The 24,173-nt window shown below is 60.8% G+C and carries 18 protein-coding genes and 7 pseudogenes; 17 read left to right on the top strand and 8 right to left on the bottom strand.

Annotated features, from left to right (window positions below):
* Positions 1–34: 34 nt before the first annotated feature.
* Positions 35–529, top strand: a complete 495-nt coding sequence (locus tag RGV33_RS02270; RefSeq protein ID WP_322142936.1) for a DUF2165 domain-containing protein — start codon at positions 35–37, stop codon at positions 527–529.
* Positions 530–598: 69 nt separating this feature from the next.
* Here RGV33_RS02270 and putP read toward each other — a convergent pair whose 3' ends face one another.
* Positions 599–2,083, bottom strand: a complete 1,485-nt coding sequence (gene putP / locus RGV33_RS02265; RefSeq protein ID WP_088423108.1) for a sodium/proline symporter PutP — start codon at positions 2,081–2,083, stop codon at positions 599–601.
* A 171-nt stretch (positions 2,084–2,254) separates the two neighbouring features.
* Entirely contained in the window at positions 2,255–2,458 is a 204-nt protein-coding gene (locus RGV33_RS02260) for a hypothetical protein (RefSeq protein ID WP_322142935.1), read from the bottom strand.
* 81 nt (positions 2,459–2,539) lie between these two features.
* Between RGV33_RS02260 and putA the strand changes: the two genes are divergently transcribed.
* Entirely contained in the window at positions 2,540–6,493 is a 3,954-nt protein-coding gene (putA, locus tag RGV33_RS02255; protein ID WP_322142934.1) for a trifunctional transcriptional regulator/proline dehydrogenase/L-glutamate gamma-semialdehyde dehydrogenase, read from the top strand.
* A gap of 252 nt (positions 6,494–6,745) precedes the next feature.
* Positions 6,746–8,548 (top strand): acyl-CoA dehydrogenase, encoded by a 1,803-nt coding sequence (locus RGV33_RS02250; RefSeq protein ID WP_322142933.1) that lies wholly within the window; start codon positions 6,746–6,748, stop codon positions 8,546–8,548.
* Here RGV33_RS02250 and RGV33_RS02245 read toward each other — a convergent pair.
* Both RGV33_RS02245 and RGV33_RS02240 read right to left on the bottom strand, forming a co-directional pair.
* Entirely contained in the window at positions 8,545–8,838 is a 294-nt protein-coding gene (locus tag RGV33_RS02245) for a cell division protein ZapA (RefSeq protein WP_322142932.1), read from the bottom strand. The genes RGV33_RS02250 and RGV33_RS02245 overlap by 4 nt on opposite strands.
* A complete protein-coding gene (locus tag RGV33_RS02240) occupies positions 8,835–9,065 on the bottom strand; it encodes a hypothetical protein (protein ID WP_322142931.1) in 231 nt (76 codons plus the stop codon). The genes RGV33_RS02245 and RGV33_RS02240 overlap by 4 nt, the downstream gene beginning before the upstream one ends.
* Before the next feature lie 223 nt (positions 9,066–9,288).
* Between RGV33_RS02240 and RGV33_RS34135 the strand changes: the two are divergent.
* The 8 genes and pseudogenes from RGV33_RS34135 to trxC all read left to right on the top strand — a co-directional run.
* Positions 9,289–10,062: pseudogene (locus RGV33_RS34135) on the top strand (MCP four helix bundle domain-containing protein); the annotation flags it as partial.
* Positions 10,063–10,095: 33 nt separating this feature from the next.
* Positions 10,096–10,968, top strand: a complete 873-nt coding sequence (locus tag RGV33_RS34130; protein ID WP_416152104.1) for a methyl-accepting chemotaxis protein — start codon at positions 10,096–10,098, stop codon at positions 10,966–10,968.
* 219 nt (positions 10,969–11,187) lie between these two features.
* On the top strand, positions 11,188–12,930 hold the full coding sequence (locus RGV33_RS02230; RefSeq protein WP_322142929.1) for a potassium/proton antiporter: 1,743 nt from the start codon (positions 11,188–11,190) through the stop codon (positions 12,928–12,930).
* A 48-nt stretch (positions 12,931–12,978) separates the two neighbouring features.
* Positions 12,979–16,329 (top strand): mechanosensitive channel MscK, encoded by a 3,351-nt coding sequence (mscK, locus tag RGV33_RS02225; protein ID WP_322142928.1) that lies wholly within the window; start codon positions 12,979–12,981, stop codon positions 16,327–16,329.
* 49 nt (positions 16,330–16,378) lie between these two features.
* A complete protein-coding gene (selO, locus tag RGV33_RS02220; RefSeq protein WP_322142927.1) occupies positions 16,379–17,842 on the top strand; it encodes a protein adenylyltransferase SelO in 1,464 nt (487 codons plus the stop codon).
* 131 nt (positions 17,843–17,973) lie between these two features.
* The gene (locus tag RGV33_RS02215) at positions 17,974–18,249 is read left to right on the top strand and encodes a hypothetical protein (RefSeq protein ID WP_322142926.1); all 276 of its coding nucleotides are present in this window, start codon (positions 17,974–17,976) and stop codon (positions 18,247–18,249) included.
* A 32-nt stretch (positions 18,250–18,281) separates the two neighbouring features.
* On the top strand, positions 18,282–19,433 hold the full coding sequence (locus tag RGV33_RS02210) for an MFS transporter (protein ID WP_322142925.1): 1,152 nt from the start codon (positions 18,282–18,284) through the stop codon (positions 19,431–19,433).
* A gap of 76 nt (positions 19,434–19,509) precedes the next feature.
* Positions 19,510–19,944, top strand: a complete 435-nt coding sequence (gene trxC, locus RGV33_RS02205) for a thioredoxin TrxC (RefSeq protein WP_177071102.1) — start codon at positions 19,510–19,512, stop codon at positions 19,942–19,944.
* A gap of 160 nt (positions 19,945–20,104) precedes the next feature.
* On the opposite strand, the pseudogene RGV33_RS02200 reads toward trxC, so the two are convergent.
* Positions 20,105–20,257 (bottom strand): annotated as a pseudogene (locus RGV33_RS02200) (ParA family protein); the annotation flags it as partial.
* Between RGV33_RS02200 and RGV33_RS02195 the strand changes: the two are divergent.
* A pseudogene (locus RGV33_RS02195) lies at positions 20,251–20,340 on the top strand (thioredoxin TrxC); the annotation flags it as partial. The pseudogenes RGV33_RS02200 and RGV33_RS02195 overlap by 7 nt on opposite strands.
* A 160-nt stretch (positions 20,341–20,500) precedes the next feature.
* Here the strand turns inward: RGV33_RS02195 and RGV33_RS02190 are convergent.
* A pseudogene (locus RGV33_RS02190) lies at positions 20,501–20,653 on the bottom strand (ParA family protein); the annotation flags it as partial.
* On the opposite strand from RGV33_RS02190, the pseudogene RGV33_RS02185 reads away from it, so the two are divergent.
* A pseudogene (locus RGV33_RS02185) lies at positions 20,647–20,736 on the top strand (thioredoxin TrxC); the annotation flags it as partial. The pseudogenes RGV33_RS02190 and RGV33_RS02185 overlap by 7 nt on opposite strands.
* 160 nt (positions 20,737–20,896) lie before the next feature.
* On the opposite strand, the pseudogene RGV33_RS02180 reads toward RGV33_RS02185, so the two are convergent.
* Positions 20,897–21,049 (bottom strand): annotated as a pseudogene (locus RGV33_RS02180) (ParA family protein); the annotation flags it as partial.
* 10 nt (positions 21,050–21,059) lie between these two features.
* Between RGV33_RS02180 and RGV33_RS02175 the strand changes: the two are divergent.
* Positions 21,060–21,131, top strand: a pseudogene (locus tag RGV33_RS02175) (thioredoxin TrxC); the annotation flags it as partial.
* Between the two features lie 161 nt (positions 21,132–21,292).
* On the opposite strand, the gene RGV33_RS02170 reads toward RGV33_RS02175, so the two are convergent.
* Entirely contained in the window at positions 21,293–22,063 is a 771-nt protein-coding gene (locus RGV33_RS02170; RefSeq protein WP_003209397.1) for a ParA family protein, read from the bottom strand.
* A gap of 347 nt (positions 22,064–22,410) precedes the next feature.
* Between RGV33_RS02170 and RGV33_RS02165 the strand changes: the two genes are divergently transcribed.
* Genes RGV33_RS02165 through RGV33_RS02155 form a run of 3 tightly spaced genes read left to right on the top strand, consistent with a single transcriptional unit; the run spans position 22,411 to position 24,168 of the window.
* Positions 22,411–23,133, top strand: coding sequence for a beta-ketoacyl synthase chain length factor (locus RGV33_RS02165; protein ID WP_322142924.1), 723 nt, complete (start codon positions 22,411–22,413; stop codon positions 23,131–23,133).
* A complete protein-coding gene (locus tag RGV33_RS02160) occupies positions 23,109–23,921 on the top strand; it encodes a lysophospholipid acyltransferase family protein (protein ID WP_322142923.1) in 813 nt (270 codons plus the stop codon). The genes RGV33_RS02165 and RGV33_RS02160 overlap by 25 nt, the downstream gene beginning before the upstream one ends.
* A complete protein-coding gene (locus tag RGV33_RS02155; protein ID WP_008439197.1) occupies positions 23,899–24,168 on the top strand; it encodes a phosphopantetheine-binding protein in 270 nt (89 codons plus the stop codon). Before RGV33_RS02160 ends, RGV33_RS02155 begins: the two co-directional genes overlap by 23 nt.
* Positions 24,169–24,173: the final 5 nt, after the last annotated feature.

Raw genomic sequence — 24,173 nt, 5'->3', positions numbered from 1 at the left:
CCCTTCCCCAACGCCGAATAACAATGGAAAAAACATGGCCACACGCTACGCAAAAATCGTCCTGACCCTTGCCCTGGCAGCCTTCGCCACCCTTGTCGCCTTCAGCAACATCACCGACTACGGCTCCAACTTCGCCTTCGTCAAACATGTGTTGAGCATGGACACCACCTTCCCCGGCAACGCCGCCATGTATCGCTCAATCACCACCCCATGGCTGTGGCATGGCGCGTATTGGCTGATCATTGCCGGTGAGGCACTGACGGCGGTGCTGCTGGCACGCGGAGCACTGGCCTTGTGGCGGGCTCGCCAGGCCCGCAGTGCCGACTTCAATCGCGCCAAAAAAAGCGCAACCGTTGGCCTCACCCTGGGTTTTGTGGTGTGGTTCTTCGGGTTCATGGTGATCGGCGGCGAATGGTTCCTGATGTGGCAATCCCATCAGTGGAATGGGCAGGAAGCAGCCTTCAAATTTTACATGGCGATTTTGGGGGTGCTGATTTTTCTTAGTCAGCCGGACGCGGAGCTCAACTGAATCGCGCCCATTAAAAACGGCCCGCATGCGGGCCGTTTTCAATTCAACGGGCATTCAAGCCCCCGCTGATTACTTATTGAGGTTGTAGTCTGCCTCGGCCGCGTCAAACCGCTGAACCATGCCGGCAGTCGGAGCACCCAGCTTGCTGACGAAGTAGATCGCCAGGCTCGCAAAGATGAAGCCCGGGATGATTTCGTACAGGCCCAACAGGCTGAAGTGCTTCCACACAATCACAGTGATCGCGCCCACCAGGATACCGGCCAGTGCGCCATTACGCGTCATGCCTTTCCACAGCACCGAGATCAGCACCACAGGGCCAAACGCAGCACCGAAGCCTGCCCAGGCGTAGCTCACCAGGCCCAGCACACGGTTTTCCGGATTGGCAGCCATGGCGATGGCGATCAACGCCACCAGCAACACCATGGCGCGCCCGACCCAAACCAGCTCGACCTGGGAGGCGTTTTTACGCAGGAAGGTTTTGTAGAAATCTTCGGTCAGGGCACTGGAACACACCAGCAGCTGGCAGCTCAGGGTGCTCATTACCGCCGCCAGGATGGCGGACAGCAACACACCGGCGATCCATGGGTTGAACAGCAGCTTGGCCAGTTCGATGAACACACGTTCGTGGTTCTCGGTTACCGGGCCGGCCACTTCCGGGTGCGCAGAGAAGTAGGCGATACCGAAAAAGCCCACCGCGACCGTGCCGCCCAGGCACAGGATCATCCAGGTCATGGAGATGCGGCGCGCCTTGGCAATCGACTTCACCGAATCCGCCGCCATGAAACGCGCGAGGATGTGCGGCTGGCCGAAGTAACCCAGGCCCCAGCCCATCAGCGAAATGATGCCGATGAAGGTGGTGTTTTTCAGCATGTTGAAGTTGTCAGGGTTCTGCGCTTCGATCGCCAGGAAGGTGGTGTCGACGCCACCGGTGGCCAGCAACACAATAATTGGCGTCAGGATCAGGGCGAAGATCATCAGCGTGGCTTGTACGGTGTCAGTCCAGCTCACCGCCAGGAAACCACCGACGAAGGTGTAGGCAATGGTCGCTGCAGCACCGGCCCACAGCGCAGTCTCGTAGGACATGCCGAAGGTACTTTCAAACAGGCGGGCGCCGGCCACGATGCCGGAAGCGCAGTAAATGGTGAAGAACACCAAAATCACCACCGCAGAGATGATCCGCAGCAGGCCGCTTTTATCTTCGAAACGGCTGGAGAAGTAATCCGGCAGGGTCAGGGCGTCGCCGTTGTGCTCGGTCTGCACCCGCAGGCGGCCGGCTACAAACAGCCAGTTCAGATAAGCGCCAACGATCAGGCCGATGGCGATCCAGCTTTCCGACAGGCCAGACATGTAGATCGCTCCGGGCAATCCCATCAGCAACCAGCCGCTCATGTCCGAGGCGCCCGCCGAGAGCGCAGTGACCACGCTGCCGAGGCTGCGACCGCCCAGGATGTAGTCGGAAAGGTTATTGGTGGAGCGATAGGCCATAAAGCCGATCAGCACCATGGCAGCGATATAGATCACAAATGTGATCAGGGTAGGATTACTTACGCTCATTGAGTTACGCCCTGGCTTTGTTTTTATGTAGCAGCGGTCTGTCCGGACGGCCACCCACGTGCAGTGGATAGACGAAGCCTGGCGCCGCGCATTTATGACTGACGTTTCCCCAGGAAAGCCATCAGCCGATGAACCATCCGTGGGAGGTTGCACCTTGGACGCGAATGCTATTCAACAAAGTAAATAAGGTGCAACCAGTTTCTTGAGATTAAGTTGCACCTTGATGTGTTTTTCGGAAAACACCGTGTTTTTGCTCCTTTTCGGAGCAAGCGCAGCCAAAGTCAGAACCAAACGCACCAACACACAGCCGATTCGGCTGTGGCGATAATTTTTCCCGATCAGCGTCAAAAAAATCATGGATAAAAAGGGTTGCACCCGGTTGCACCTCTGTCATCGCAAAGCTAATCTTGCCGCCAGCTGATGCCACGCAGTAGTGGCACCCATGAGGATAAAAAGATGGCTACGACCACCCTTGGGGTCAAACTTGACGACCCGACCCGCGAGCGCCTGAAGGCGGCCGCGACCTCCATTGATCGCACGCCGCACTGGCTGATCAAGCAGGCGATTTTCAATTACCTGGAGAAACTCGAGGGTGGTGCAACCCTGGCCGAGCTCAACGGCCTGGTCAGCAAGGACGCGGAAGAAGCCGGTGAGGTCCAGACCGACCACGCCCACCAGTGCTTCCTGGAGTTCGCCGAGAGCATCCTGCCGCAATCCGTACTGCGCGCCTCGATCACCGCCGCTTACCGCCGCCCGGAGCCAGAAGTGGTACCGATGCTGATCGAGCAGGCCCGCCTGCCCGTGGCAATGGCCGACGCGACCAACAAGCTCGCTTCTTCGATCGCCGAGAAACTGCGCAATCAGAAAAGCGCCAGCGGCCGTGCAGGCATCGTCCAGGGCTTGCTGCAGGAATTCTCCCTGTCGTCCCAGGAAGGCGTTGCGCTGATGTGCCTCGCCGAAGCGCTGCTGCGCATTCCGGACAAGGGCACTCGCGACGCGCTGATCCGCGACAAGATCAGCACCGGCAACTGGCATCCGCACCTGGGCAACAGCCCGTCGCTGTTCGTCAACGCCGCCACCTGGGGCCTGCTGCTGACCGGCAAACTGGTCGCCACCCATAATGAAGCCGGCCTGACATCGTCCCTGAGCCGCATCATTGGCAAAAGCGGCGAGCCGATGATCCGCAAGGGCGTCGACATGGCCATGCGCCTGATGGGCGAGCAATTCGTCACCGGCGAAACCATCGCCGAAGCCCTGGCCAATGCGAGTAAGTTCGAAGCCAAGGGCTTCCGCTATTCCTACGACATGCTCGGTGAAGCCGCACTCACCGAACACGACGCCCAGAAATACCTGGCCTCGTACGAACAAGCCATCCACTCGATCGGCAAAGCGTCCCACGGCCGTGGGATTTATGAAGGCCCGGGCATTTCCATCAAACTCTCGGCCCTGCACCCGCGTTACAGCCGTGCGCAGTACGAGCGTGTGATGGACGAGCTGTACCCGCGCCTGTTGTCGCTCACGCTGCTGGCCAAGCAATACGACATCGGCTTGAACATCGACGCCGAAGAAGCCGACCGCCTGGAGCTGTCGCTCGACCTGCTGGAACGCCTGTGCTTCGAGCCGCAACTGACCGGCTGGAACGGCATCGGCTTTGTGATCCAGGCCTACCAGAAGCGTTGCCCGTATGTGATCGACTACGTGATCGACCTGGCACGCCGCAGCCGCCATCGCCTGATGATCCGCCTGGTGAAAGGCGCGTACTGGGACAGCGAAATCAAGCGCGCCCAGGTCGAAGGCCTCGAAGGCTACCCGGTGTACACCCGCAAGGTGTACACCGACGTGTCCTACATTGCCTGCGCACGCAAACTGCTCTCGGTACCGGAAGTTATCTACCCGCAGTTCGCCACCCACAACGCCCACACGCTGTCGGCGATTTACCATATCGCCGGCCAGAACTATTACCCCGGCCAGTACGAGTTCCAATGCCTGCACGGCATGGGCGAACCGCTGTACGAGCAGGTTGTAGGCAAGGTATCCGAAGGCAAGCTGAACCGTCCGTGCCGGGTGTACGCACCGGTCGGCACTCACGAAACGTTGCTGGCTTACCTGGTGCGTCGCCTGCTGGAAAACGGCGCCAACACCTCGTTCGTCAACCGCATCGCCGACCAATCCATCTCGATCCAGGAGCTGGTGGCCGATCCAGTGGCCAGCATCGAGCAGATGGCGACGCTGGAAGGCGGCTTCGGCCTGCCGCACCCGCGTATCCCGCTGCCGCGTGACCTGTATGGTGCCGAGCGCGCCAACTCCGCCGGTATCGACCTGGCCAACGAACACCGTTTGGCGTCGCTGTCCTGCGCCTTGCTGGCGACTGCCCACAACAACTGGAAAGCCGCGCCGATGCTCGGTTGCGCTTCCAGCAACGAAGCGGCTGCACCGGTGTTGAACCCGTCCGACCTGCGCGACGTGGTTGGCCATGTGCAGGAAGCGACCGTCGAAGACGTCGACAACGCTATCCAGTGCGCCCTGAACGCCGCACCGATCTGGCAGGCCACGCCGCCCGCCGAACGCGCCGCGATCCTGGAACGTGCCGCCGACTTGATGGAAGGCGAGATTCAGCCACTGATGGGCCTGCTGGCCCGTGAAGCCGGCAAGACCTTCGCCAACGCCATCGCCGAAGTGCGTGAAGCCGTGGACTTCCTGCGCTACTACGCGGTGCAGGCCCGCAACGATTTCACCAACGACGCCCACCGCCCATTGGGCCCGGTGGTGTGCATCAGCCCGTGGAACTTCCCGCTGGCGATCTTCAGTGGCCAGGTCGCCGCTGCACTGGCCGCCGGCAACCCGGTACTGGCCAAACCGGCCGAACAAACTCCACTGGTGGCCGCACAAGCCGTGCGCCTGCTGCTGGAAGCCGGGATTCCGGAAGGCGTGCTGCAACTGCTGCCGGGCCAGGGCGAAACCGTCGGTGCCCGCCTGGTGGGTGATGATCGCGTCAAGGGCGTGATGTTCACCGGCTCCACTGAAGTCGCACGTTTGCTGCAACGCAGCGTCGCCGGCCGCCTGGATGCACAAGGCCGCCCGATCCCGCTGATCGCCGAAACCGGCGGCCAGAACGCGATGATCGTCGACTCCTCGGCGCTGACCGAACAAGTGGTGATCGACGTGGTGTCCTCGGCCTTCGACAGTGCCGGCCAACGCTGCTCGGCACTGCGCGTACTGTGCTTGCAGGAAGATTCGGCTGATCGCGTCATCGAAATGCTTAAAGGTGCCATGGCTGAATGCCGCCTCGGCAACCCGGAGCGCCTGTCGGTGGATATCGGCCCGGTGATCGACGCCGAAGCCAAGGCGGGTATCGAGAAACACATCCAGGCCATGCGCGACAAAGGCCGCAATGTGTACCAGGTGGCCATTGCCGACAGCGAAGAGGTCAAGCGCGGCACCTTCGTGATGCCAACCCTGATCGAGCTGGAAAGCTTCGACGAACTGCAACGGGAGATCTTCGGCCCGGTGCTGCACGTGGTTCGTTACAAGCGCAAAGAGATCGACCAGCTTATCGGCCAGATCAATGCTTCCGGCTACGGCCTGACTTTGGGCGTGCACACCCGTATCGACGAGACCATCGCCAAGGTGATCGACAACGTCCATGCCGGTAACGTCTACGTAAACCGCAACATTGTCGGTGCCGTGGTCGGCGTGCAGCCGTTCGGCGGCGAAGGCCTGTCGGGTACGGGCCCGAAAGCCGGCGGCCCGCTGTACCTGTACCGCCTGCTGTCGACTCGTCCTACGGATGCTATCGAGCAATCCTTTGTACGCGGTGATGCATTGGCCGCACCGGATGTACGCCTGCGGGATGCCATGAGCAAGCCGCTGACCGCCCTGCAAGCCTGGGCCGACAGCAACAAACTCAGCGACTTGAGCGCCCTGTGCGTGCAGTTCGCCGCGCAATCCCAAAGCGGTATCACCCGCCAACTGGCCGGCCCGACCGGCGAGCGCAACAGCTACGCGATCCTGCCCCGCGAGCACGTACTGTGCCTGGCGGAAGCAGAAGCGGACCTGTTGACCCAGTTAGCCGCCGTACTGGCGGTAGGCAGCTCGGCTGTGTGGCCGGAAACCGAATTGACCAAGGCCGTGTTCCCACGCTTGCCGAAGGATATTCAGGCGAAGATCACACGAGTGGCCGACTGGACCAAAGACGAAGTGGTCTTTGATGCAGTGCTGCATCACGGCGACTCTGACCAACTGCGCGGCGTTTGCCAGCAAGTGGCCAAGCGTGGCGGAGCGATTGTCGGGGTTCACGGCCTGTCGTCCGGCGAAACCGGGATTGCCCTGGAGCGCCTGGTGATCGAGCGGGCGTTGAGCGTCAACACCGCTGCGGCGGGCGGTAACGCCAGCCTGATGACCATCGGCTAACTGACAAAACGCGGTCGAAATGTGGGAGCTGGCTTATGTGGGAGCTGGCTTGCCTGCGATGGCATCACCTCGGTGTATCTGACACATCGAGGTGCCTGCATCGCGGGCAAGCCCGGCTCCCACAAAAGCTGCCACATTGACCGCGTCCCAGCTTCCTCCCTGTTTTGCTCCTCCATCACCCAGATCAATCTTGCTATCCAGCCTCTATTTGCGCACTTAGACTCAGGCCAATTCCCACACAGGTAAGCCGCCATGTCCGAGACGCTGCTCAGTTCCCGCAATCTGGCTTTCGAGCTGTACGAAGTCCTCGATGCCGAGGGCCTGACCCAGCGCGAGCGGTTTGCCGAACACAACCGTGAAACCTTCGACGCCGCCATCGATACCGCCCGCAGCATTGCCGAGAAGTTCTTCGCCCCGCACAACCGCAAGGGCGACGAAAACGAACCACGCTATGAGAATGGTCAGGCGATTCTGATTCCTGAAGTGAAACCGGCGGTGGACGCCTTCCTTGACGCCGGCTTTCTCAACGCCGCCCGCAGCTTCGAAGCCGGTGGCATGCAGTTGCCAACCCTGCTGTCCCAAGCGTGTTTTGCACACTTCCAGTCGGCCAACGCCGCCTCCACGTCCTATCCGTTCCTGACCATGGGCGCCGCCAACCTGATCGAGAGTTTCGGCACCGAGGAGCAGAAACAACGCTTCCTGCAACCGATGATCGAAGGCCGCTTTTTCGGCACCATGGCGCTGACCGAGCCCCACGCCGGCTCATCACTGTCGGATATTCGTACCCGCGCAGAGCCGGCATCTGACGGCAGCTATCGCCTGAAGGGCAACAAGATCTTCATTTCCGGCGGCGACCACCCGCTGTCGGAGAACATCGTGCACATGGTGCTGGCCAAACTGCCGGACGCGCCCGCCGGGGTGAAGGGCATTTCGCTGTTTATCGTGCCCAAGTTCCTGGTCAACGACGACGGTAGCCTGGGCAAACGCAACGACGTGCTGCTGGCCGGGCTGTTTCACAAGATGGGCTGGCGCGGCACCACCTCGACGGCGCTGAATTTCGGCGATAACGGGGAGTGTGTCGGCTATCTGGTAGGTGAGCCGCATAAGGGCTTGAACTGCATGTTCCAGATGATGAACGAGGCGCGGATCGGCGTCGGCATGGGCGCGGTGATGCTCGGCTACGCCGGCTACCTGTATTCGCTGGAGTACGCCCGCGAACGTCCGCAAGGTCGCCTGCCCGATAGTAAAGACCCCAACACCGCGCCCGTGTCGATCATCCAGCACGCCGATATCAAGCGCATGCTGTTGACGCAAAAAGCCTATGTGGAAGGCGCCTTCGACCTCGGCCTGTATGCCGCACGCCTGTTCGACGACACCACCACCCTGGACACCGAAGCGGCGCGCAAACAGGCCCACGAACTGCTGGACCTGCTGACGCCGATCGTCAAATCCTGGCCTTCGGAGTTTTGCCTGAAGGCCAACGAACTGGCGATCCAGATTCTCGGCGGCCACGGCTACACCCGCGAATACCCGGTGGAGCAGTACTACCGCGACAACCGCCTGAACCCGATCCATGAAGGCACTCACGGCATTCAGTCACTGGACTTGCTGGGGCGCAAACTCGCGCAAAACGGCGGCGCGGGCTTGAAACAACTGATTCGCCTGATCGCCGAGACCGGCGCGCGGGCACAGCAATACCCCTCGCTTACCCCACTACGGGACCCACTGGAACAGTTGGTGGCACGCCTGCAAAGCGTCACCCTCGGCCTGTTGACGGATCTCGCCCAAGGCAAGGTCAACAGCAGCCTGGCGAATTCGGCGCTGTACCTGAAAGTGTTCGGGCATACGGTGATTGGCTGGCGCTGGCTGGAGCAGGCGATTCGCGCCGAGGAAGGGCTGGCCAAGGACAATGCTGGCGATGTCGCCTTCTATAAAGGCAAGCTCCAGGCCGCCCGGTACTTCCTGACGTGGGAAATACCGGGCTGCCATCATGAACTGGCGATTCTCGAGGCACGTGATGACACGTGCCTGGGGATGCAGGATGAGTGGTTCTAAGGCTGTCCGATCGCCTTGGAAATCACCTCGACCGTGGCGCTGACTTGCTCTTGGTAACGGTCGAGTTCCTGCTGGTGACGCTTTTGCATTTCGATCTGCTCGGCGCACAGGTTCAGCGCCGCCAGCACCAATAGCTTGTCACCGAGCAGCGTCGGGTACTTTTTCTTGGTGGTGGCCAAAGATGCCTTGAGCATCGTCACGGCACTCATCAGGGTGTTGTCTTCCCCCTCCGGCGCCTTGATCGAGTAATCCTCACCGAGAATCGAAACGACCTTTATCCCTTCATTCATGCGCCGACAGGACCTGCGCTCACACGCTCAACCAACGCCTGGATACGGGCCGCGGTGGCGCCCTGCTTTTCTTCCTGTTCCATCAGGTTCAACTGCAAGCTGTCGTTTTCATCCTTGGCGCGGGCCAGTTCGGCCTTGAGGGATTCGTGGGTGCCCAGCAGATCCTGGTTCTGCTGTACCAGGTCGCTGACCAGTTGTTCCAATTGGCTGAGGGATGTTTCTAACATTTTGATTTCTCGGGCTTTTTCAAAGGGCGGTGACGATAAAGAAAATTCACCTCGGATGCCAGGGTTATCCCCGGCGCGGGGCCTTGATTTTACAGGGCAGGCCACGCTTTCGAGCCTTAGTGACTGCATTTATGGCATCTGGTTCCTGAATCCCGTCAGACCGTCTCGATCTGCGACAAAAGCGCGCACCCCCTCAAGACTTTAGTCGTATGACCGATAGGTCATGTGCACCCCGCACAAACCCCGCACGGATCGCGCTTCTCCCCAGGATCACAACATGTCTCTTCGTAATATGAATATCGCGCCGCGGGCATCCCTCGGCTTTGCGTTGATTGGTGCACTGATGTTGTTTCTCGGTGTTTTCGCCTTGAACCAGATGAGCAAAATTCGCGCAGCGACCGAAGACATCACCCTGAGCAGCGTGCCAAGCATTCGCGCCCTGGACGAGTTCACCCAGCTGACCCTGCGCCTGCGGGTACTGTCCTATCGCCTGCTGACCAACCGCGAGCCCGACATTCAGCAAAAAACCCTCGAATCGTTTGACGTGCGCAATCAGCAGATTCGCACCGCCCAGGCGGTCTACGAGAAGCTGATCGACAGCCCTGAAGAACGCAGCACGTACGACGAGTACGTGCGCCTGCTGGCCCAGTACCATCAGATCGAAGAGCGCATGAAGAGCCTGTCCCGGGCCAATCAGGTAGAGGAGCTGCGCACGCTGCTGAACACCGAGCTGCTGAACAACTCGGACCAGATCAACGCCGTACTGAGCCGCCTGGCCGACACCAATAACAAGATGGCCCTTGCCACCAACCAGCAAGCCGCCGACCAGTACGACATGGCCTTTGAGCTGGTGGTGATCCTGCTGATTCTGGCCACCGCCCTGACGATGCTGTTTGCCTGGTTGCTGACGCGCAGCATCACCCAACCGATCGCCCAGGCATTGGAGGCCGCCGAAGAGATCGCCGAAGGCAACCTGACGCGCCCGATCAAGGTCGAAGGCAACGACGAAGCCGGCCGGCTGCTGTTGGCAATGGCCAAGATGCAGGACAAGTTGAAAGACACGTTGCAGCGCATCGCAGGCTCGGCCACCCAAGTGGCTTGCGCGGCAGAAGAGTTGAACGCGGTGACCGACGAAAGCGCCCGTGGCCTGACCCAGCAAAACAACGAAATCGAACAGGCCGCCACGGCGGTCAATGAGATGACCAGCGCGGTCGAAGAAGTGGCCCGCAACGCGGTCAGCACCTCCGAAGCCTCGAAAAACGCCACCTCCTCGGCCGGCGATGGCCGTGACTTGGTGCAGGAAACCGTGGGCGCCATCGAGCGCATGAGCAGCGACGTGCAAGCCACCGCAACCCTGATCGGCAACCTGGCGGAAGAGTCCCGCGACATCGGCAAAGTACTGGACGTGATTCGCGGTCTGGCCGACCAGACCAACCTGCTGGCCCTGAACGCGGCGATTGAAGCCGCTCGCGCCGGTGAAGCCGGGCGTGGTTTTGCGGTGGTGGCGGATGAAGTGCGGGCCCTGGCCCATCGCACCCAGCAGTCCACCAGCGAGATCGAGCGAATGATCGGCAGCATCCAGGCCGGTACCGAGCATGCGGTGGACTCGATGCGTAACAGCACCGAGCGTGCGGAGTCGACGCTGAATATCGCCAAGGGTGCGGGGATGTCGCTGGACACCATCAATAGCGCCATCGTTGAAATCAACGAGCGCAACCTGGTGATCGCCAGTGCCGCTGAAGAGCAGGCGCAAGTGGCGCGGGAAGTGGATCGCAACCTGGTGAATATTCGTGATTTGTCGGTGCAATCGGCCACTGGCGCCAGCCAGACGAGTGCGGCGAGCAATGAACTGTCGCGCCTGGCGGTGGATTTGAACGGGATGGTGGGGCGCTTCCGGCTCTAATCCCTTGTGGGAGCTGGCTTGCCTGCTATAGCAATCTGACAGCCACGATCTCCAGTGACTGACACACCGCAATCGCAGGCAAGCCAGCGCCCACATTTGACCTGTGTACATCCCCAACACCTTTTTTGACAGCACAGCAATTCAACAGGTTAGAATCGCTGGCACGCAGACTGCATGGTCAGTTTGCGCCTCGCCTTACCTACTCATGGAGTACTGCCTTTGAATGCGACGACCATCAACAGCCTGTTCTTGATCGGCGCGTTGCTGGTAGGTGCGAGCATTCTGGTAAGTTCTCTTTCGTCCCGCCTGGGGATTCCGATCCTGGTGATCATCCTGGCCGTGGGCATGATCGCCGGCGTCGACGGCGGCGGCATCATCTTTGATAACTACCCTACCGCCTACCTCGTGGGCAACCTCGCCCTGGCCGTGATCCTGCTTGATGGCGGCTTGCGAACGCGGGTGGCCAGTTTCCGCGTGGCGCTCTGGCCCGCGTTGTCTCTGGCGACGGTCGGGGTACTGATCACCACCGGCCTCACCGGCATGGCAGCCGCCTGGCTGTTCAACCTCAACATCATTCAAGGCCTGCTGATCGGCGCCATCGTCGGCTCCACGGACGCTGCGGCGGTGTTCTCGCTGCTGGGCGGCAAGGGCCTGAACGAACGGGTCACCGCCAGCCTGGAAATAGAATCCGGCAGCAATGACCCGATGGCGGTGTTCCTCACCGTCACCCTGATCGACATGCTCGCCAGCGGCCAGACCGGCCTGCACTGGAGCCTGCTGGGCCACCTGGTCCGCGAGTTCGGCATCGGCGGCATCATCGGCCTGGGCGGCGGCTGGTTGATGCTGCAGATGGTCAACCGCATCAACCTGGCCAACGGCCTGTACCCGATCCTGGTGATTTCCGGCGGCCTGTTCGTGTTTGCCCTGACCAACGCCCTGCACGGCAGCGGCTTCCTCGCGGTGTACCTGTGCGGCCTGGTGATCGGCAACCGCCCGGTGCGCAGCCGGCATGGCATCTTGCATATGCTCGACGGCATGGCCTGGCTCGCGCAGATCGGCATGTTCCTGGTGCTGGGCCTGCTGGTCACGCCCCATGACCTGCTGCCCATCGCACTGCCGGCCCTGGGCCTGGCGCTGTGGATGATTTTGTTCGCACGGCCGCTGTCGGTAATGGTCGGCCTGCTGCCGTTCAAGGCCTTCCACGGCCGAGAGAAAGCCTTTATCGCCTGGGTCGGCCTGCGCGGCGCGGTGCCGATCATTCTGGCGGTGTTCCCGCTGATGGCTGGCCTGCCCCACGCGCAGCTTTACTTCAACCTGGCGTTCTTTATCGTGCTGGTGTCGTTGCTGGTGCAGGGCACGAGCCTGCCGTGGGTCGCCAAACTGTTGAAAGTGACGGTACCGCCAGAGCCTGCGCCGATTTCCCGGGCGGCCCTGGAAGTGCACGTCACCAGCGAGTGGGAGCTGTTCGTGTACCGCCTGGGCGCCGAAAAATGGTGCATCGGCGCCGCCCTGCGGGAGCTGAAAATGCCCGAAGGCACGCGGATCGCCGCGCTGTTTCGTGGCCAGCAACTGCTCCATCCGTCGGGTAGTACGGTGCTGGAGGTCGACGATCTGCTCTGCGTGATCGGCCATGAACACAACCTGCCGGCCCTCGGCAAACTGTTCAGCCAGGCACCACAACGCGGCCTCGACCTGCGCTTCTTCGGCGACTTCGTACTGGAAGGCGACGCCCAGCTGGGCGCGGTGTCGGCGCTGTACGGGCTCAAGCTCGAAGGCATCGACCCGGACATGCCACTGAGCCGCTTCATCACCCAGAAAGTTGGCGGTGCGCCAGTGGTCGGCGACCAGGTGGAGTGGAACAACACCATCTGGACCGTCGCGGTCATGGACGGGAACAAGATCGGCAAAGTCGGCGTCAGATTCCCCGAAGGAAGTCGCCCGGGCCCCGGACTCTTCCTCTAAACTGCGGGGGCATTGCCCCCCCTTCTCCATCTTGCTTGACCGGTCTCTATGACAATCCTGCGCACCTTTTTAGCCACTGCCCTGCTGGGCCTGACCCTCTGCGTCGGCACCGTACACGCGGCCGACCCGCCCAGCATCGACTCCGTCCAGCAAACCCTGGACAAGCTGCCAGACCGCAAGCTGCCCGACGCCGACATGAAGGCGCTGCAAACCATCCTGCAGCAGACCCTCACCTACCTGGGCAACCAGCAGGACTATCAACAGCGCCTGGTCGACCTCAAGCGCCAATTGGAAGACGCGCCGCGCCAGACCGTCGACAACCAGCGCGAACTGACCCGGCTCAAGGCCACCAAGGTGATTCCGGTGGCCCAACGCTACGCCACCTTGCCGGTGCCGCAACTTGAACAACTGCTGGTGCAGCGCACTACCCAGCAAGGCGACCTGCAAAAGGACCTGGCCGACGCCAACAGCCTGACCATCGCCGCCCAGACCCGCCCCGAGCGCGCCCAGACCGAAATCAGCAGCAGCCAGACGCGCATCCAGCAAATCAACTCGATCCTCAAAGCCGGCAAAGACAATGGCAAGACCCTCAGCGGCGACCAACGCAACCAGCTGAACGCCGAGTTGGCCGCCCTCAACGCCTTGATTCCGCTGCGCCGCCAGGAACTGGCCGGCAACAGCCAGTTGCAAGACCTGGGCAACAGCCAGCACGACCTGGTGCTGGAAAAAACCGCCCGCCTGGAGCAGGAAATCCAGGACCTGCAAACCCTGATCAACCAGAAGCGCCTGGCCCAGTCCCAGGAAACCGTGACCCAGCAATCCATCGAAGCCCAAAAAGCCGGTGGCAGCAGCCTGCTCGCCACGGAAAGCGCGGCCAACCTGAAACTGTCCGACTACCTGCTCAAAAGCACCGACCGACTCAACGAACTGACCCAGAAAAACCTGCAGACCAAGCAGCAACTCGACAGCGTTACCCAAAGTGACTCGGCGCTGGATGAACAAATCAACGTGCTCAAGGGCAGCCTGTTACTGTCCAAAATCCTCTACAAACAGAAGCAGGCCTTGCCGCGCCTGACTGTAGACCGCGACCTGGCAGACGACATCGCCAACATTCGCCTGTACCAGTTCGAGGTCAATCAACAGCGCGAACTGATCAGCACCCCGAGTACTTATGTCGACAGCCTGCTGGCCACCCAGCCGGCTGACCAGGTCACGCCACAACTGCGGCGTACCCTGCTGGAACTGGCAATCACCCGCAGCGACCTGCTGGAGCGCCTGAGCCGGGAACTGAGCGCACTGCTCAACGAATCCATCACCCTGCAACTGAACCAGAAACAACTGTTGAGCACTGCCACCACCTTGCGGGCGACTCTGGACGAGCAGATGTTCTGGATTCCCAGCAACAAGCCGCTGGACACCGAATGGCTGGAAACCGTCCCGGCGCATTTGAGCAAGCAGGTGACTACCCTGCCCTGGGCCTCCAGCGTCAGCGAGCTGTATGACGGCCTGACCCAGCGCCCGCTGCTGTTCCTGCCCCTGCTGTTGTTGATCGGCGCACTGCTGTGGCGTCGCAGCTACCTGTATGCGCGGCTGAAAAAAATCCACATGGACATCGGCCACTTCAAGCGCGACAGCCAGTGGCACACGCCGGTGGCGATCCTGGTAAACATCGCGCTGGCGATGCCGGTGGCGCTGGGCCTGGCGCTGTGTGGCTATGCCTTGCAAATCGATGCGCGCGGGCAAAACGCCAACCTCGGCGCAGCTTTGTTGCAGATCGCTCAGGCATGGCTGGTGTTCTACACCGCCTATCGGATCCTCGCGCCCGGCGGCGTGGCAGAGCTGCACTTTCGCTGGGAAAAACCCCAGGTCGAATTCCTCCAGGGCTGGGTGCGCAAGCTCGGGCTGGTGGTGCTGGCGTTGGTGGCCGTGGTGGCCATCGCCGAGCATCAACCGGCGGCGCTGGCAGACGATGTACTGGGCATCGGCGTGGTACTGACCTGCTACGCCTTGATGGCTTGGTTGCTCAGTCGCCTGCTGCTCAACAGCCCGACCCACGAAAAAGCCTCGCTGTTTCGCAAAGCGGTTGGCCTGGTATTTACCGCGCTGCCGGTAGCGCTGTTTATTGCCGTGTGCTTTGGCTACTACTACACCGCCCTCAAACTCAGCGACCGGTTGATCAACACCCTGTACCTGCTGATGTTCTGGCTGGTGATCGAGGCCACCTTCGTGCGTGGCCTGGGCGTTGCCGCGCGGCGCCTGGCCTATGCGCGAGCCCTGGCCAAACGCCAGGCCGCCAAGGAAGCGGGTGATGGTGAAGCGGTGATCGAAGAGCCGACCCTGGATATCGAACAGGTCAACGAGCAGTCGATGCGCCTGATTCGCCTGGCCTTGCTCGGCGGCTTTATCGCTGCGCTGTACTGGGTGTGGTCCGACCTGATCTCGGTATTTTCCTACCTGGACAACGTGACCCTCTACGAATACACCAGCGGCACCGGCGCCAATATCAGCATGGTGCCCATCAGCATCGGCGACTTGCTCGGCGCCCTGATCATCATCGGCATCACCTTCGCCCTGGCGCGCAACCTGCCCGGCCTGCTGGAAGTGTTGGTACTGTCCAAGCTCGACCTGGCCCAGGGCAGTGCCTACGCCACCACCACGCTGCTGTCCTACGTGATTGCCGGCGTCGGATTTGTCTCCACCTTATCGACCCTCGGCGTGAGCTGGGACAAGTTGCAATGGCTGGTGGCCGCGCTGTCGGTGGGCTTGGGCTTCGGGATGCAGGAGATCTTCGCCAACTTCATCTCGGGCATCATGATCCTGTTCGAACGCCCGGTACGGATCGGCGACACCATCACCATCGGTAATCTGTCGGGCACGGTGAGCAAGATCCGCATCCGCGCCACCACCATCACCGACTTCGACCGCAAAGACATCATTGTCCCGAACAAGACGTTCATCACCGGGCAACTGATCAACTGGTCGCTGACCGACACCATCACCCGGGTCACCCTGAAACTGGGCGTGGACTACGGCTCGGACCTGGACCTGGTGAAGGAGTTGTTGCTCAAGGCCGCCGCCGAAAACCCGCGCGTGCTGAAGGACCCGGCGCCCCACGTGTACTTCCTCAACTTTGGGGAAAGCACCCTCGACCACGAACTGCGCATGCATGTACGGGATCTTGGCGACCGCAACCCGGTAATCGATGAGGTCAACCGCTTCATCAACCGCGAGTTCAAGAACCACCACATCAACATCTCGTTCCGGCAGATGGAGGTTTACCTGAAAAACCTGCATGGCCAGGAATACAAGCTGGTGCCGGTGGAAGAAGAAAACAGAACCCTCCTGCCGCCCGCCCAGGACCAGGACCTGCCCGAACCGCCGCCCGCCAAACTCGACTAAACGCGCTATCCCCAGCAGAATGGTCGGACATTCTGCTGGAGATGGCCCGTTGAAAGCCCTCGACGAACTGACCTTCGACAACCGCTTCGCCCGCCTGGGCGACGGCTTCTCAACCCATGTGCTGCCCGAACCCATCGACGAACCGCGCTTGGTGGTGGCGAGCGAGGCGGCCATGGCGCTGCTGGACCTCGACCCTGCCGTGGCCGAAACGCCGGTATTTGCCGAGTTGTTCGGCGGGCACAAGCTGTGGGCCGAGGCCGAGCCGCGGGCGATGATCTATTCCGGGCATCAATTTGGCTCCTACAACCCGCAACTGGGTGATGGGCGCGGATTGTTGCTGGGCGAGGTTTATAACGAAGCGGGCGAACACTGGGACCTGCACCTCAAGGGCGCCGGGCAAACGCCGTATTCGCGCATGGGCGATGGGCGGGCGGTGCTGCGCTCCTCGATCCGGGAGTTTCTGGCCTCCGAAGCGTTGCATGCACTGGGCATTCCGAGCAGCCGCGCACTGTGTGTCATCGGCTCCACCACACCGGTGTGGCGCGAGAAACAGGAGCGCGCCGCCATGGTGCTGCGCCTGGCCCACAGCCACGTGCGCTTTGGGCATTTCGAGTATTTCTACTACACCAAGAAGCCTGAGCTGCAGAAGGAGCTGGCGGAGCACGTATTATCGCTGCACTTTCCGCAGTGCATGGAACAGCCCGAGCCGTACCTGGCGATGTTCCGTGAAATCGTCGAGCGCAATGCCGAGCTGGTCGCCAAGTGGCAGGCCTATGGGTTCTGTCATGGGGTGATGAACACCGACAACATGTCGATCCTCGGCATCACCTTCGACTTTGGGCCGTTTGCGTTCCTGGACGATTTTGACGCGCAGTTCATCTGCAACCATTCGGATCATGAAGGGCGTTATTCCTTCAGCAACCAGGTGCCGATCGGGCAGTGGAACCTGAGCGCGCTGGCCCAGGCGTTGACGCCGTTTATCAGTGTTGAAGCGCTGCGGGAAACCCTGGGGCTGTATCTGCCGTTGTTCCAGGCCCATTACCTGGACCTGATGCGCCGCCGATTGGGCCTCACCACCGCCGAAGATGACGACCAGAAACTGGTAGAACGCCTGCTGCAACTGATGCAGAACAGCGGCGTCGACTACACCCTGTTCTTCCGCCGGCTGGGAGAAGAATCCGCCGCATTGACCGTTGCGCGGTTGCGCGACGACTTTGTCGACCTCAAGGGGTTTGATGAGTGGGCCGAGCTGTACAAGGCGCGCGTGGAGCGCGACGCCGGCGGCACAGAAGAACAGCGACGTGAGCGGATGCATGCGGTGAACCCGCTTTATATCCTGCGCAACTACCTGGCGCAGAACGCCATCCAGGCGGCAGAGCTTGGGGATTACAGCGAAGTGCGCAGGCTGCATGAAGTGCTGACCAAGCCGTTTGAAGAGCAGCCGGGGATGGAGCAATACGCCCAGCGGCCGCCGGATTGGGGGAAGCATTTGGAGATTAGTTGTTCGTCGTAGGAGTTAAACCCGAGCGACATATCAAGAAATAAATACCGGACGCGCCTGACATCATTAAACATCTCTTCGGCCTAGGGTTGGCCTGTTGCAATCACGCAACAAACCTAAGCAGATATGAATGGAGGTGCGTCATGGGCGTCGATGTTCCAAACCTGGAGTCGGTGTGCGATCACGCTACACCCGAGAAATATTCCGCTGTCCGTCTACGCATGGACTTGTCCTTTCCTCACAAAGACCTTTCCCAAGTCAATGCCTGGCTGGAAAAGCGGGCATGGAAGCCACTTGAGCTGTTTTTGATTGAGCGATATCCACAGCACAAGGAAGTAATAGCGCTGTGGCTCAAAGGGAGCCAAGCCAGGGCCGAGGCGAATGAACCTGTCGCCACTCTGCGCGCAGTGAATACGTAAGCAGTGGTACAGAGGAGCTGGACCATCAGGCCGTGACCCCAGGTTTTAGGGTCGTGGTGGCCAGGACGCTGGTCAGTGCGGTTGTTTTCGATGCTCTTGTTCCTCTTTCTCCGTTAATCGCTCAGGACTTGAGTGTTTCTCCGGCATTCTTTCAAGGCATGCTCGGCTTGTGCTTGATAGCTTTCGCATTCAGCCAGTTGTTTTCAACGCCGCTGGTCAACCGACTGGGAACCAGCGTCAGCCTAGCCGGTGCATCGGTGCTGATCGCGCTGCTATGTGTCGCAGTGGCGTTATCAACGACCGTTCTCACATTATCGATCATCTTTACTTTCATGTTCATCGCCAACGCGGTGGCAGCAGCCTCTTCACGCCTTTGGCTACGTCAACGACTTGGGCAAACAACCTTCCAAAGCGCAACAGCTTATCTCTTGAGTGCGATTAGCGTCCTTACGGTACTAAGCCCGCCGACTGTGCTGGCGGCAGCCTCGTTTTGGGGATGGAGATGGGTTTTTGGCGTACTCGGTTGCCTGCTTTTTATAATCTGCCTGGGACTTCTGGCCACTCATCACGGTAAGGCAACCGACCAAGGCCAACAGGCTGCAACTGAAACCCAATCTTTACTGTGGAAACAGCCGAAGTTCATCTGTGGCTTACTCCTTGCACTCCTGATACAGAGCGCCTTTACACAGTTGAACCTCAGCAAGGCGTTTGCCCTGCAGGGAGTTTTTCATCTCTCACCACAAGCAGCAGGCATGATCCTTTCAGGCTGGGCGGCGCTCGTAGCGGCAGGTTTTTTCTTTTCAGGGAAAGCCGTCACGCGATTCAGTGACGCCCAACGCCTGAATGCTGGATCGGTCTCTCAGTGCCTCGCCGCGCTCTTGATGGTAGCGGCATGGCTGCATGTCAATATCTACCTTTACTTGGCAGCTGCAGCAGCAACCAGTATTGCCTTCTGCATTTTGTTGCCCCTTGCGACCGGCTGGGCATTGGATATCGACGCTCGTCACCAAGCCAAGGCTTCTGCAGTTTTCGGATGCATCACCGTGGCCGGGGCGGGGTTTTTAACTTGGCTTGGGTCTCAGTGGGATGCGCCACTGCTTTTCACTCTGATGCTGATGATTGCGGGTTGTGCTGTGGGCAACGTGTTTGCCTGCCAGCTGGCACGAAAGAAGATTGCACGCTGATGGCTTGTGTTGTTCCTTGATAAACCCCAACGGGGTCTCCAAATAGAACCCATTGGCCACTTTCACGGAGCCCACCATGTCCGACTCTCTCGTAATCCCCTGCCCCCACTGCAACGGTCTTAACCGTATCCCCAACGAACGCCTGGGTGATGCGCCGAAATGCGGGCGCTGCAAACAACCGGTGCTGTTAAGCAAATCCTTTGAGCTGAAACAGGGCGACTACGCCAGCCAGATCAAGGGCGACCTGCCGTTGCTGGTGGATGTGTGGGCCGAATGGTGCGGGCCGTGCAAGTCGTTTGCGCCGGTGTTTGAGCAAGCCGCCGGGCAGTTAGCCGGGAAATGCCGATTGGCCAAGCTCGATAGCGAGGCCAATCAGCAGTTATCCGCTCAGTTGGGGATTCGCTCGATTCCCAGCCTGATCCTGTTCAAGAATGGCCGGGAAGTGGCGCGTCAGAGCGGAGCGTTTCCGTTGCCGCAGTTGATGAGCTGGCTGCGCAGTCAGGGCGTTTGAGGTAACGGGACTTACCGCCCCCTTCGTAGCAGCTGTCGAGCCTTGGCGAGGCTGCGTCGGGGGCACCTCGATTTGGAGCCAAGCCGAAGTCGGCGGCGTGGCCAACGTAGCCTCGCCAAAGCTCGACAACTGCTACGCCCATCCTGCGCTCAGGTTGTTATCACGCGTTTTCCAACAGGTTATGCAACTCCACAAACTGCTGTGTCAGCTTGTGCCGTGGGTCCAGGTGGATCAGCGGCATGTTCGCCTGGTGTGATTCACGCATGCGCACCGAACTGGCCAGGTACACCGCCAGCACCGGCAAGCCTTCGGCAGAATGGCCGGGAAGTGGCGCGTCAGAGCGGAGCGTTTCCGTTGCCGCAGTTGATGAGCTGGCTGCGCAGTCAGGGCGTTTGAGGTAACGGGACTTACCGCCCCCTTCGTAGCAGCTGTCGAGCCTTGGCGAGGCTGCGTCGGGGGCACCTCGATTTGGAGCCAAGCCGAAGTCGGCGGCGTGGCCAACGTAGCCTCGCCAAAGCTCGACAACTGCTACGCCCATCCTGCGCTCAGGTTGTTATCACGCGTTTTCCAGCAGGTTATGCAACTCCACAAACTGCTGCGTCAGCTTGTGCCGCGGGTCCAGGTGGATCAGCGGCATGTTCGCCTGGTGTGATTCACGCATGCGCACCGAACTGGCCAGGTACACCGCCAGCACCGGCAAGCCTTCGGCAGAATGGCCGGGAAGTGGCGCGTCAGAGCGGTGCGTTTCCGTTGCCGCAGTTGATGAGCTGGCTGCGCAGTCAGGGCGTTTGAGGTAACGGGACTTACCGCCCCCTTCGTAGCAGCTGTCGAGCCTTGGCGAGGCTGCGTCGGGGGCACCTCGATTTGGAGCCAAGCCGAAGTCGGCGGCGTGGCCAACGTAGCCTCGCCAAAGCTCGACAACTGCTACGCCCATCCTGCGCTCAGGTTGTTATCACGCGTTTTCCAGCAGGTTATGCAACTCCACAAACTGCTGCGTCAGCTTGTGCCGCGGGTCCAGGTGGATCAGCGGCATGTTCGCCTGGTGTGATTCACGCATGCGCACCGAACTGGTCAGGTACACCGGCAGCACCGGCAAGCCTTCGGCAGAATGGCCGGAAGTGGCGCGTCAGAGCGGTGCGTTTCCGTTGCCGCAGTTGATGAGCTGGCTGCGCAGTCAGGGCGTTTGAGGTAACAGGACTTACCGCCCCCCTTCGTAGCAGCTGTCGAGCCTTGGCGAGGCTGCGTCGGGGGCACCTCGATTTGGAGCCAAGCCGAAGTCGGCGGCGTGGCCAACGTAGCCTCGCCAAAGTTCGACAACTGCTACGCCCATCCTGCGCTCAGGTTGTTATCACGCGTTTTCCAGCAGGTTATGCAACTCCACAAACTGTTGCGTCAGCTTGTGCCGTGGGTCCAGGTGGATCAGCGGCATGTTCGCCTGGTGCGATTCACGCATGCGCACCGAGCTGGTCAGGTACACCGGCAGCACCGGCAAGCCTTCGGCAATCAGTTCATCCAGCATCTGCTGCGGCAGGCTCGCCCGGGCCTGGAACTGGTTGACCACGATGCCTTCCACTTCCAGCCCTTCGTTGTGGTCTTCCTTCAATTCTTCAATCTCTGCCAGCAGGCCGTAAAGCGCTTGGCGGGAGAAACTGTCGCAATCGAAGGGGATCAACACGCGATCAGCGGCAATCAGCGCTGAAACCGCATAAAAATTCAACGCCGGCGGCGTATCCAGGTAAATCCGGTCGTAGTCCTCGCTCAATTCATCCAGCAGCTTTCGCAGCTTGTTGATTTTGTGCTTGGCCTCAAGCTTGGGCTGCAAGTCGGCCAGTTCCGCCGTCGCGGTGATGACATGCAGGTTGTCGAACGGGGTTTCGTAGATATCCACCTGGTTTTTCTTCGAAAACGGCCCGGAAGACAGGGTTTGCTTGAAAAAATCGGCGATTCCCATCGGGATATCGTCGCCGGTCAGCCCGGTGAGGTACTGGGTGGAGTTGGCTTGGGCATCAAGGTCCACCAACAGGGTTCGATAGCCTTCACTGGCGCTGACCGCCGCCAGGTTGCAGGCAATGCTGGACTTGCCAACACCGCCTTTTTGGTTGAACACCACGCGCCGCATGGAAAAACCTCCGTGTATCAATGAATGACCGAGTGTAGAGGGCAAAAGCGCCGGTTCGCTACCTCGTTCGCTTCTGCACTACAGCATCAGAGGCTCTATCTCGCACAAGAATTTCCTGTCGGTCCGATAAATCAGGAAATACCTGACACCCGGTGCCCCACCTCCGCGACGGACAATCTGTAATTCTTTCCTTCGATTTTGTAATCAGCCGTGAATAATTCTTTACCAAAGTTTGCTAGAACCCCGCAGCACCGGGATAATGCGCGCCATTCGGCATTTGCACCCTGTCCCGGTATCCGGGGCCAATGGCCGCACAAGGAAGCCCGCAGGGGCGGGATAACTTCTCAGTGATCAATTTCAACATCGCCCAATGGCGAGCCTGGGCCCCCGGGCTCGAAAGCGCGGACGACTGGCGCGCCTGGTGCCGGCAGCCAACGCTGCTCGCCAGCAGCGACGCCGCCCCTGATGTGTCATTCCTGCCCGCCATGCAGCGCCGCCGCCTGAGCCGCCTGGCGCGCATGGCCTTCAGCGTGGGCTGGCCGCTGGCTGAAGGCCTGCAGCAACTGCCACTGGTGTTTGTTTCCCGTCACGGCGAAACCCCGCGCACCCTCGACATTCTCAGCGACCTGGCCAACGATGAGCCCCTGTCGCCAACCCAGTTCAGCCTGTCGGTGCACAACGCGGTGATTGGCCTGTGGTCGATCCTGCGCAATGAAACCAGCGAAATGACCGCCCTCGCCGCCGCCGGCGACGGCCTGGAGCACGGCATGCTCGAAGCCGCCGCCCTGCTCAATGAAGGCGCGCCGGCTGTGTTGCTGATCATTACCGAGGAGCAGCCGCCTGAAGCCTATGCGCGCTGGATCGATGACGTGCCCTTCCCCTACGCCCTCGGCCTGCTGCTGACCCCGGGCGACGAGTGGCAGCTGGAACTGAATACGACCGCTGTCCAACCCACCACCAAAGCCCAGTGGCCCCACGCCCTGAACCTGCTGCGCACCCTGCTGAACGAACAGGGCGCCTGCCAACATGCCTGGAAGAACCGAGTATGGAACTGGCAACGCAAGCCCTGACCGAAAAGCCACGGCAGGCCTACTACTGGCGCCTGTTCGCCACCGCCACCGCCTTCGCCCTGTTTGGCCTCGGCGGCCTGTGCCTGCGCGTGCTGGTGTTCCCGCTGCTCAGTTGCCTGCCGGGTGACGTCAGGCAGCACCAGCGACGGGCCCGCCACACCATCAGCTGCCTGTTCTGGCTGTTTAGCCGCATGATGATGCGCCTGGGCATCCTGACCTACAGCGTCGAAGGCGCCGAAAGGCTCGGCCGTCCAGGCCAGATGATCATCGCCAACCACCCGTCGCTGGTAGACGTGGTGTTCCTGATCGCCCAGATGCGCCAGACCAACTGTGTGGTCAAGCAGAGCCTGTGGCAAAACCCGTTCACCCGTGGGCCGGTGCGTGATGCCGGCTACATCAGCAATGACGGCAGCGCCGACATGCTCGACGCGGCCGCCGACGCCCTGCGCGACGGCCAGACCCTGATCATTTTCCCGGAAGGCACCCGCACCTCGCCGGGGCAGGCACCGACCTTTCATCGCGGCGCCGCCGCCATTGCCCTGCGAGGTGCGAGCATCATCACGCCGGTGGTGATCAAGGTCAGCCCCACCACCCTGACCAAGGCCGAACCCTGGTATCGCATCCCCCATCGCAGGTTTCACTTCAGTTTGCGCGTGGGTGCCGATATAGAACCACAGGCGTTTGCCGCACAAGGGCCCGCGCCCCAGGCTTCACGCAAGCTCAACGATTACCTGCACCAGTATTTTATTAAGGAGCTCGCCGAAGATGAGCGACCAACACCGCCTTGAGCACGACATAAAAACCCTGATCATCGAGGCCCTGGGCCTGGAGGACATCAGCGAGAGCGATATCGGCAACGAGCAAACCCTGTTCGGCGAAGGCCTTGGCCTGGATTCAGTCGACGCCCTGGAATTGGGCCTGGCGATCCAGAAAAAGTACGGCATCAAGATCGATGCCGACGCCAAGGACACCCGCAATCACTTCACCAACGTGGCCAGCCTTGCGGCGTTCGTCACGGCCCGACAGGCAGCTTGAGACCG

It is taken from the genome of Pseudomonas sp. Bout1, from assembly GCF_034314165.1.
Taxonomy (GTDB): domain Bacteria; phylum Pseudomonadota; class Gammaproteobacteria; order Pseudomonadales; family Pseudomonadaceae; genus Aquipseudomonas.
Note: the sequence above shows the minus strand (reverse complement) of the source record. Positions and strands in the feature narration are given on the sequence as shown.

What these genes read in the sequence shown, in the direction of transcription:
- RGV33_RS02270 (WP_322142936.1), top strand. Translation starts at nt 35, where the DNA reads ATGGCCACACGCTACGCAAAAATCGTCCTGACCCTTGCCCTGGCAGCC.
- RGV33_RS34130 (WP_416152104.1), top strand. Translation starts at nt 10,096, where the DNA reads ATGGCCAAGATGCAGGACAAGTTGAAAGACACGTTGCAGCGCATCGCA.
- RGV33_RS02245 (WP_322142932.1), bottom strand. Translation starts at nt 8,838, where the DNA reads ATGAATGAAGGGATAAAGGTCGTTTCGATTCTCGGTGAGGATTACTCG.
- RGV33_RS02250 (WP_322142933.1), top strand. Translation starts at nt 6,746, where the DNA reads ATGTCCGAGACGCTGCTCAGTTCCCGCAATCTGGCTTTCGAGCTGTAC.
- putP (WP_088423108.1), bottom strand. Translation starts at nt 2,083, where the DNA reads ATGAGCGTAAGTAATCCTACCCTGATCACATTTGTGATCTATATCGCT.
- RGV33_RS02155 (WP_008439197.1), top strand. Translation starts at nt 23,899, where the DNA reads ATGAGCGACCAACACCGCCTTGAGCACGACATAAAAACCCTGATCATC.
- RGV33_RS02160 (WP_322142923.1), top strand. Translation starts at nt 23,109, where the DNA reads ATGGAACTGGCAACGCAAGCCCTGACCGAAAAGCCACGGCAGGCCTAC.
- RGV33_RS02170 (WP_003209397.1), bottom strand. Translation starts at nt 22,063, where the DNA reads ATGCGGCGCGTGGTGTTCAACCAAAAAGGCGGTGTTGGCAAGTCCAGC.
- RGV33_RS02215 (WP_322142926.1), top strand. Translation starts at nt 17,974, where the DNA reads ATGGGCGTCGATGTTCCAAACCTGGAGTCGGTGTGCGATCACGCTACA.
- mscK (WP_322142928.1), top strand. Translation starts at nt 12,979, where the DNA reads ATGACAATCCTGCGCACCTTTTTAGCCACTGCCCTGCTGGGCCTGACC.
- trxC (WP_177071102.1), top strand. Translation starts at nt 19,510, where the DNA reads ATGTCCGACTCTCTCGTAATCCCCTGCCCCCACTGCAACGGTCTTAAC.
- putA (WP_322142934.1), top strand. Translation starts at nt 2,540, where the DNA reads ATGGCTACGACCACCCTTGGGGTCAAACTTGACGACCCGACCCGCGAG.
- RGV33_RS02240 (WP_322142931.1), bottom strand. Translation starts at nt 9,065, where the DNA reads ATGTTAGAAACATCCCTCAGCCAATTGGAACAACTGGTCAGCGACCTG.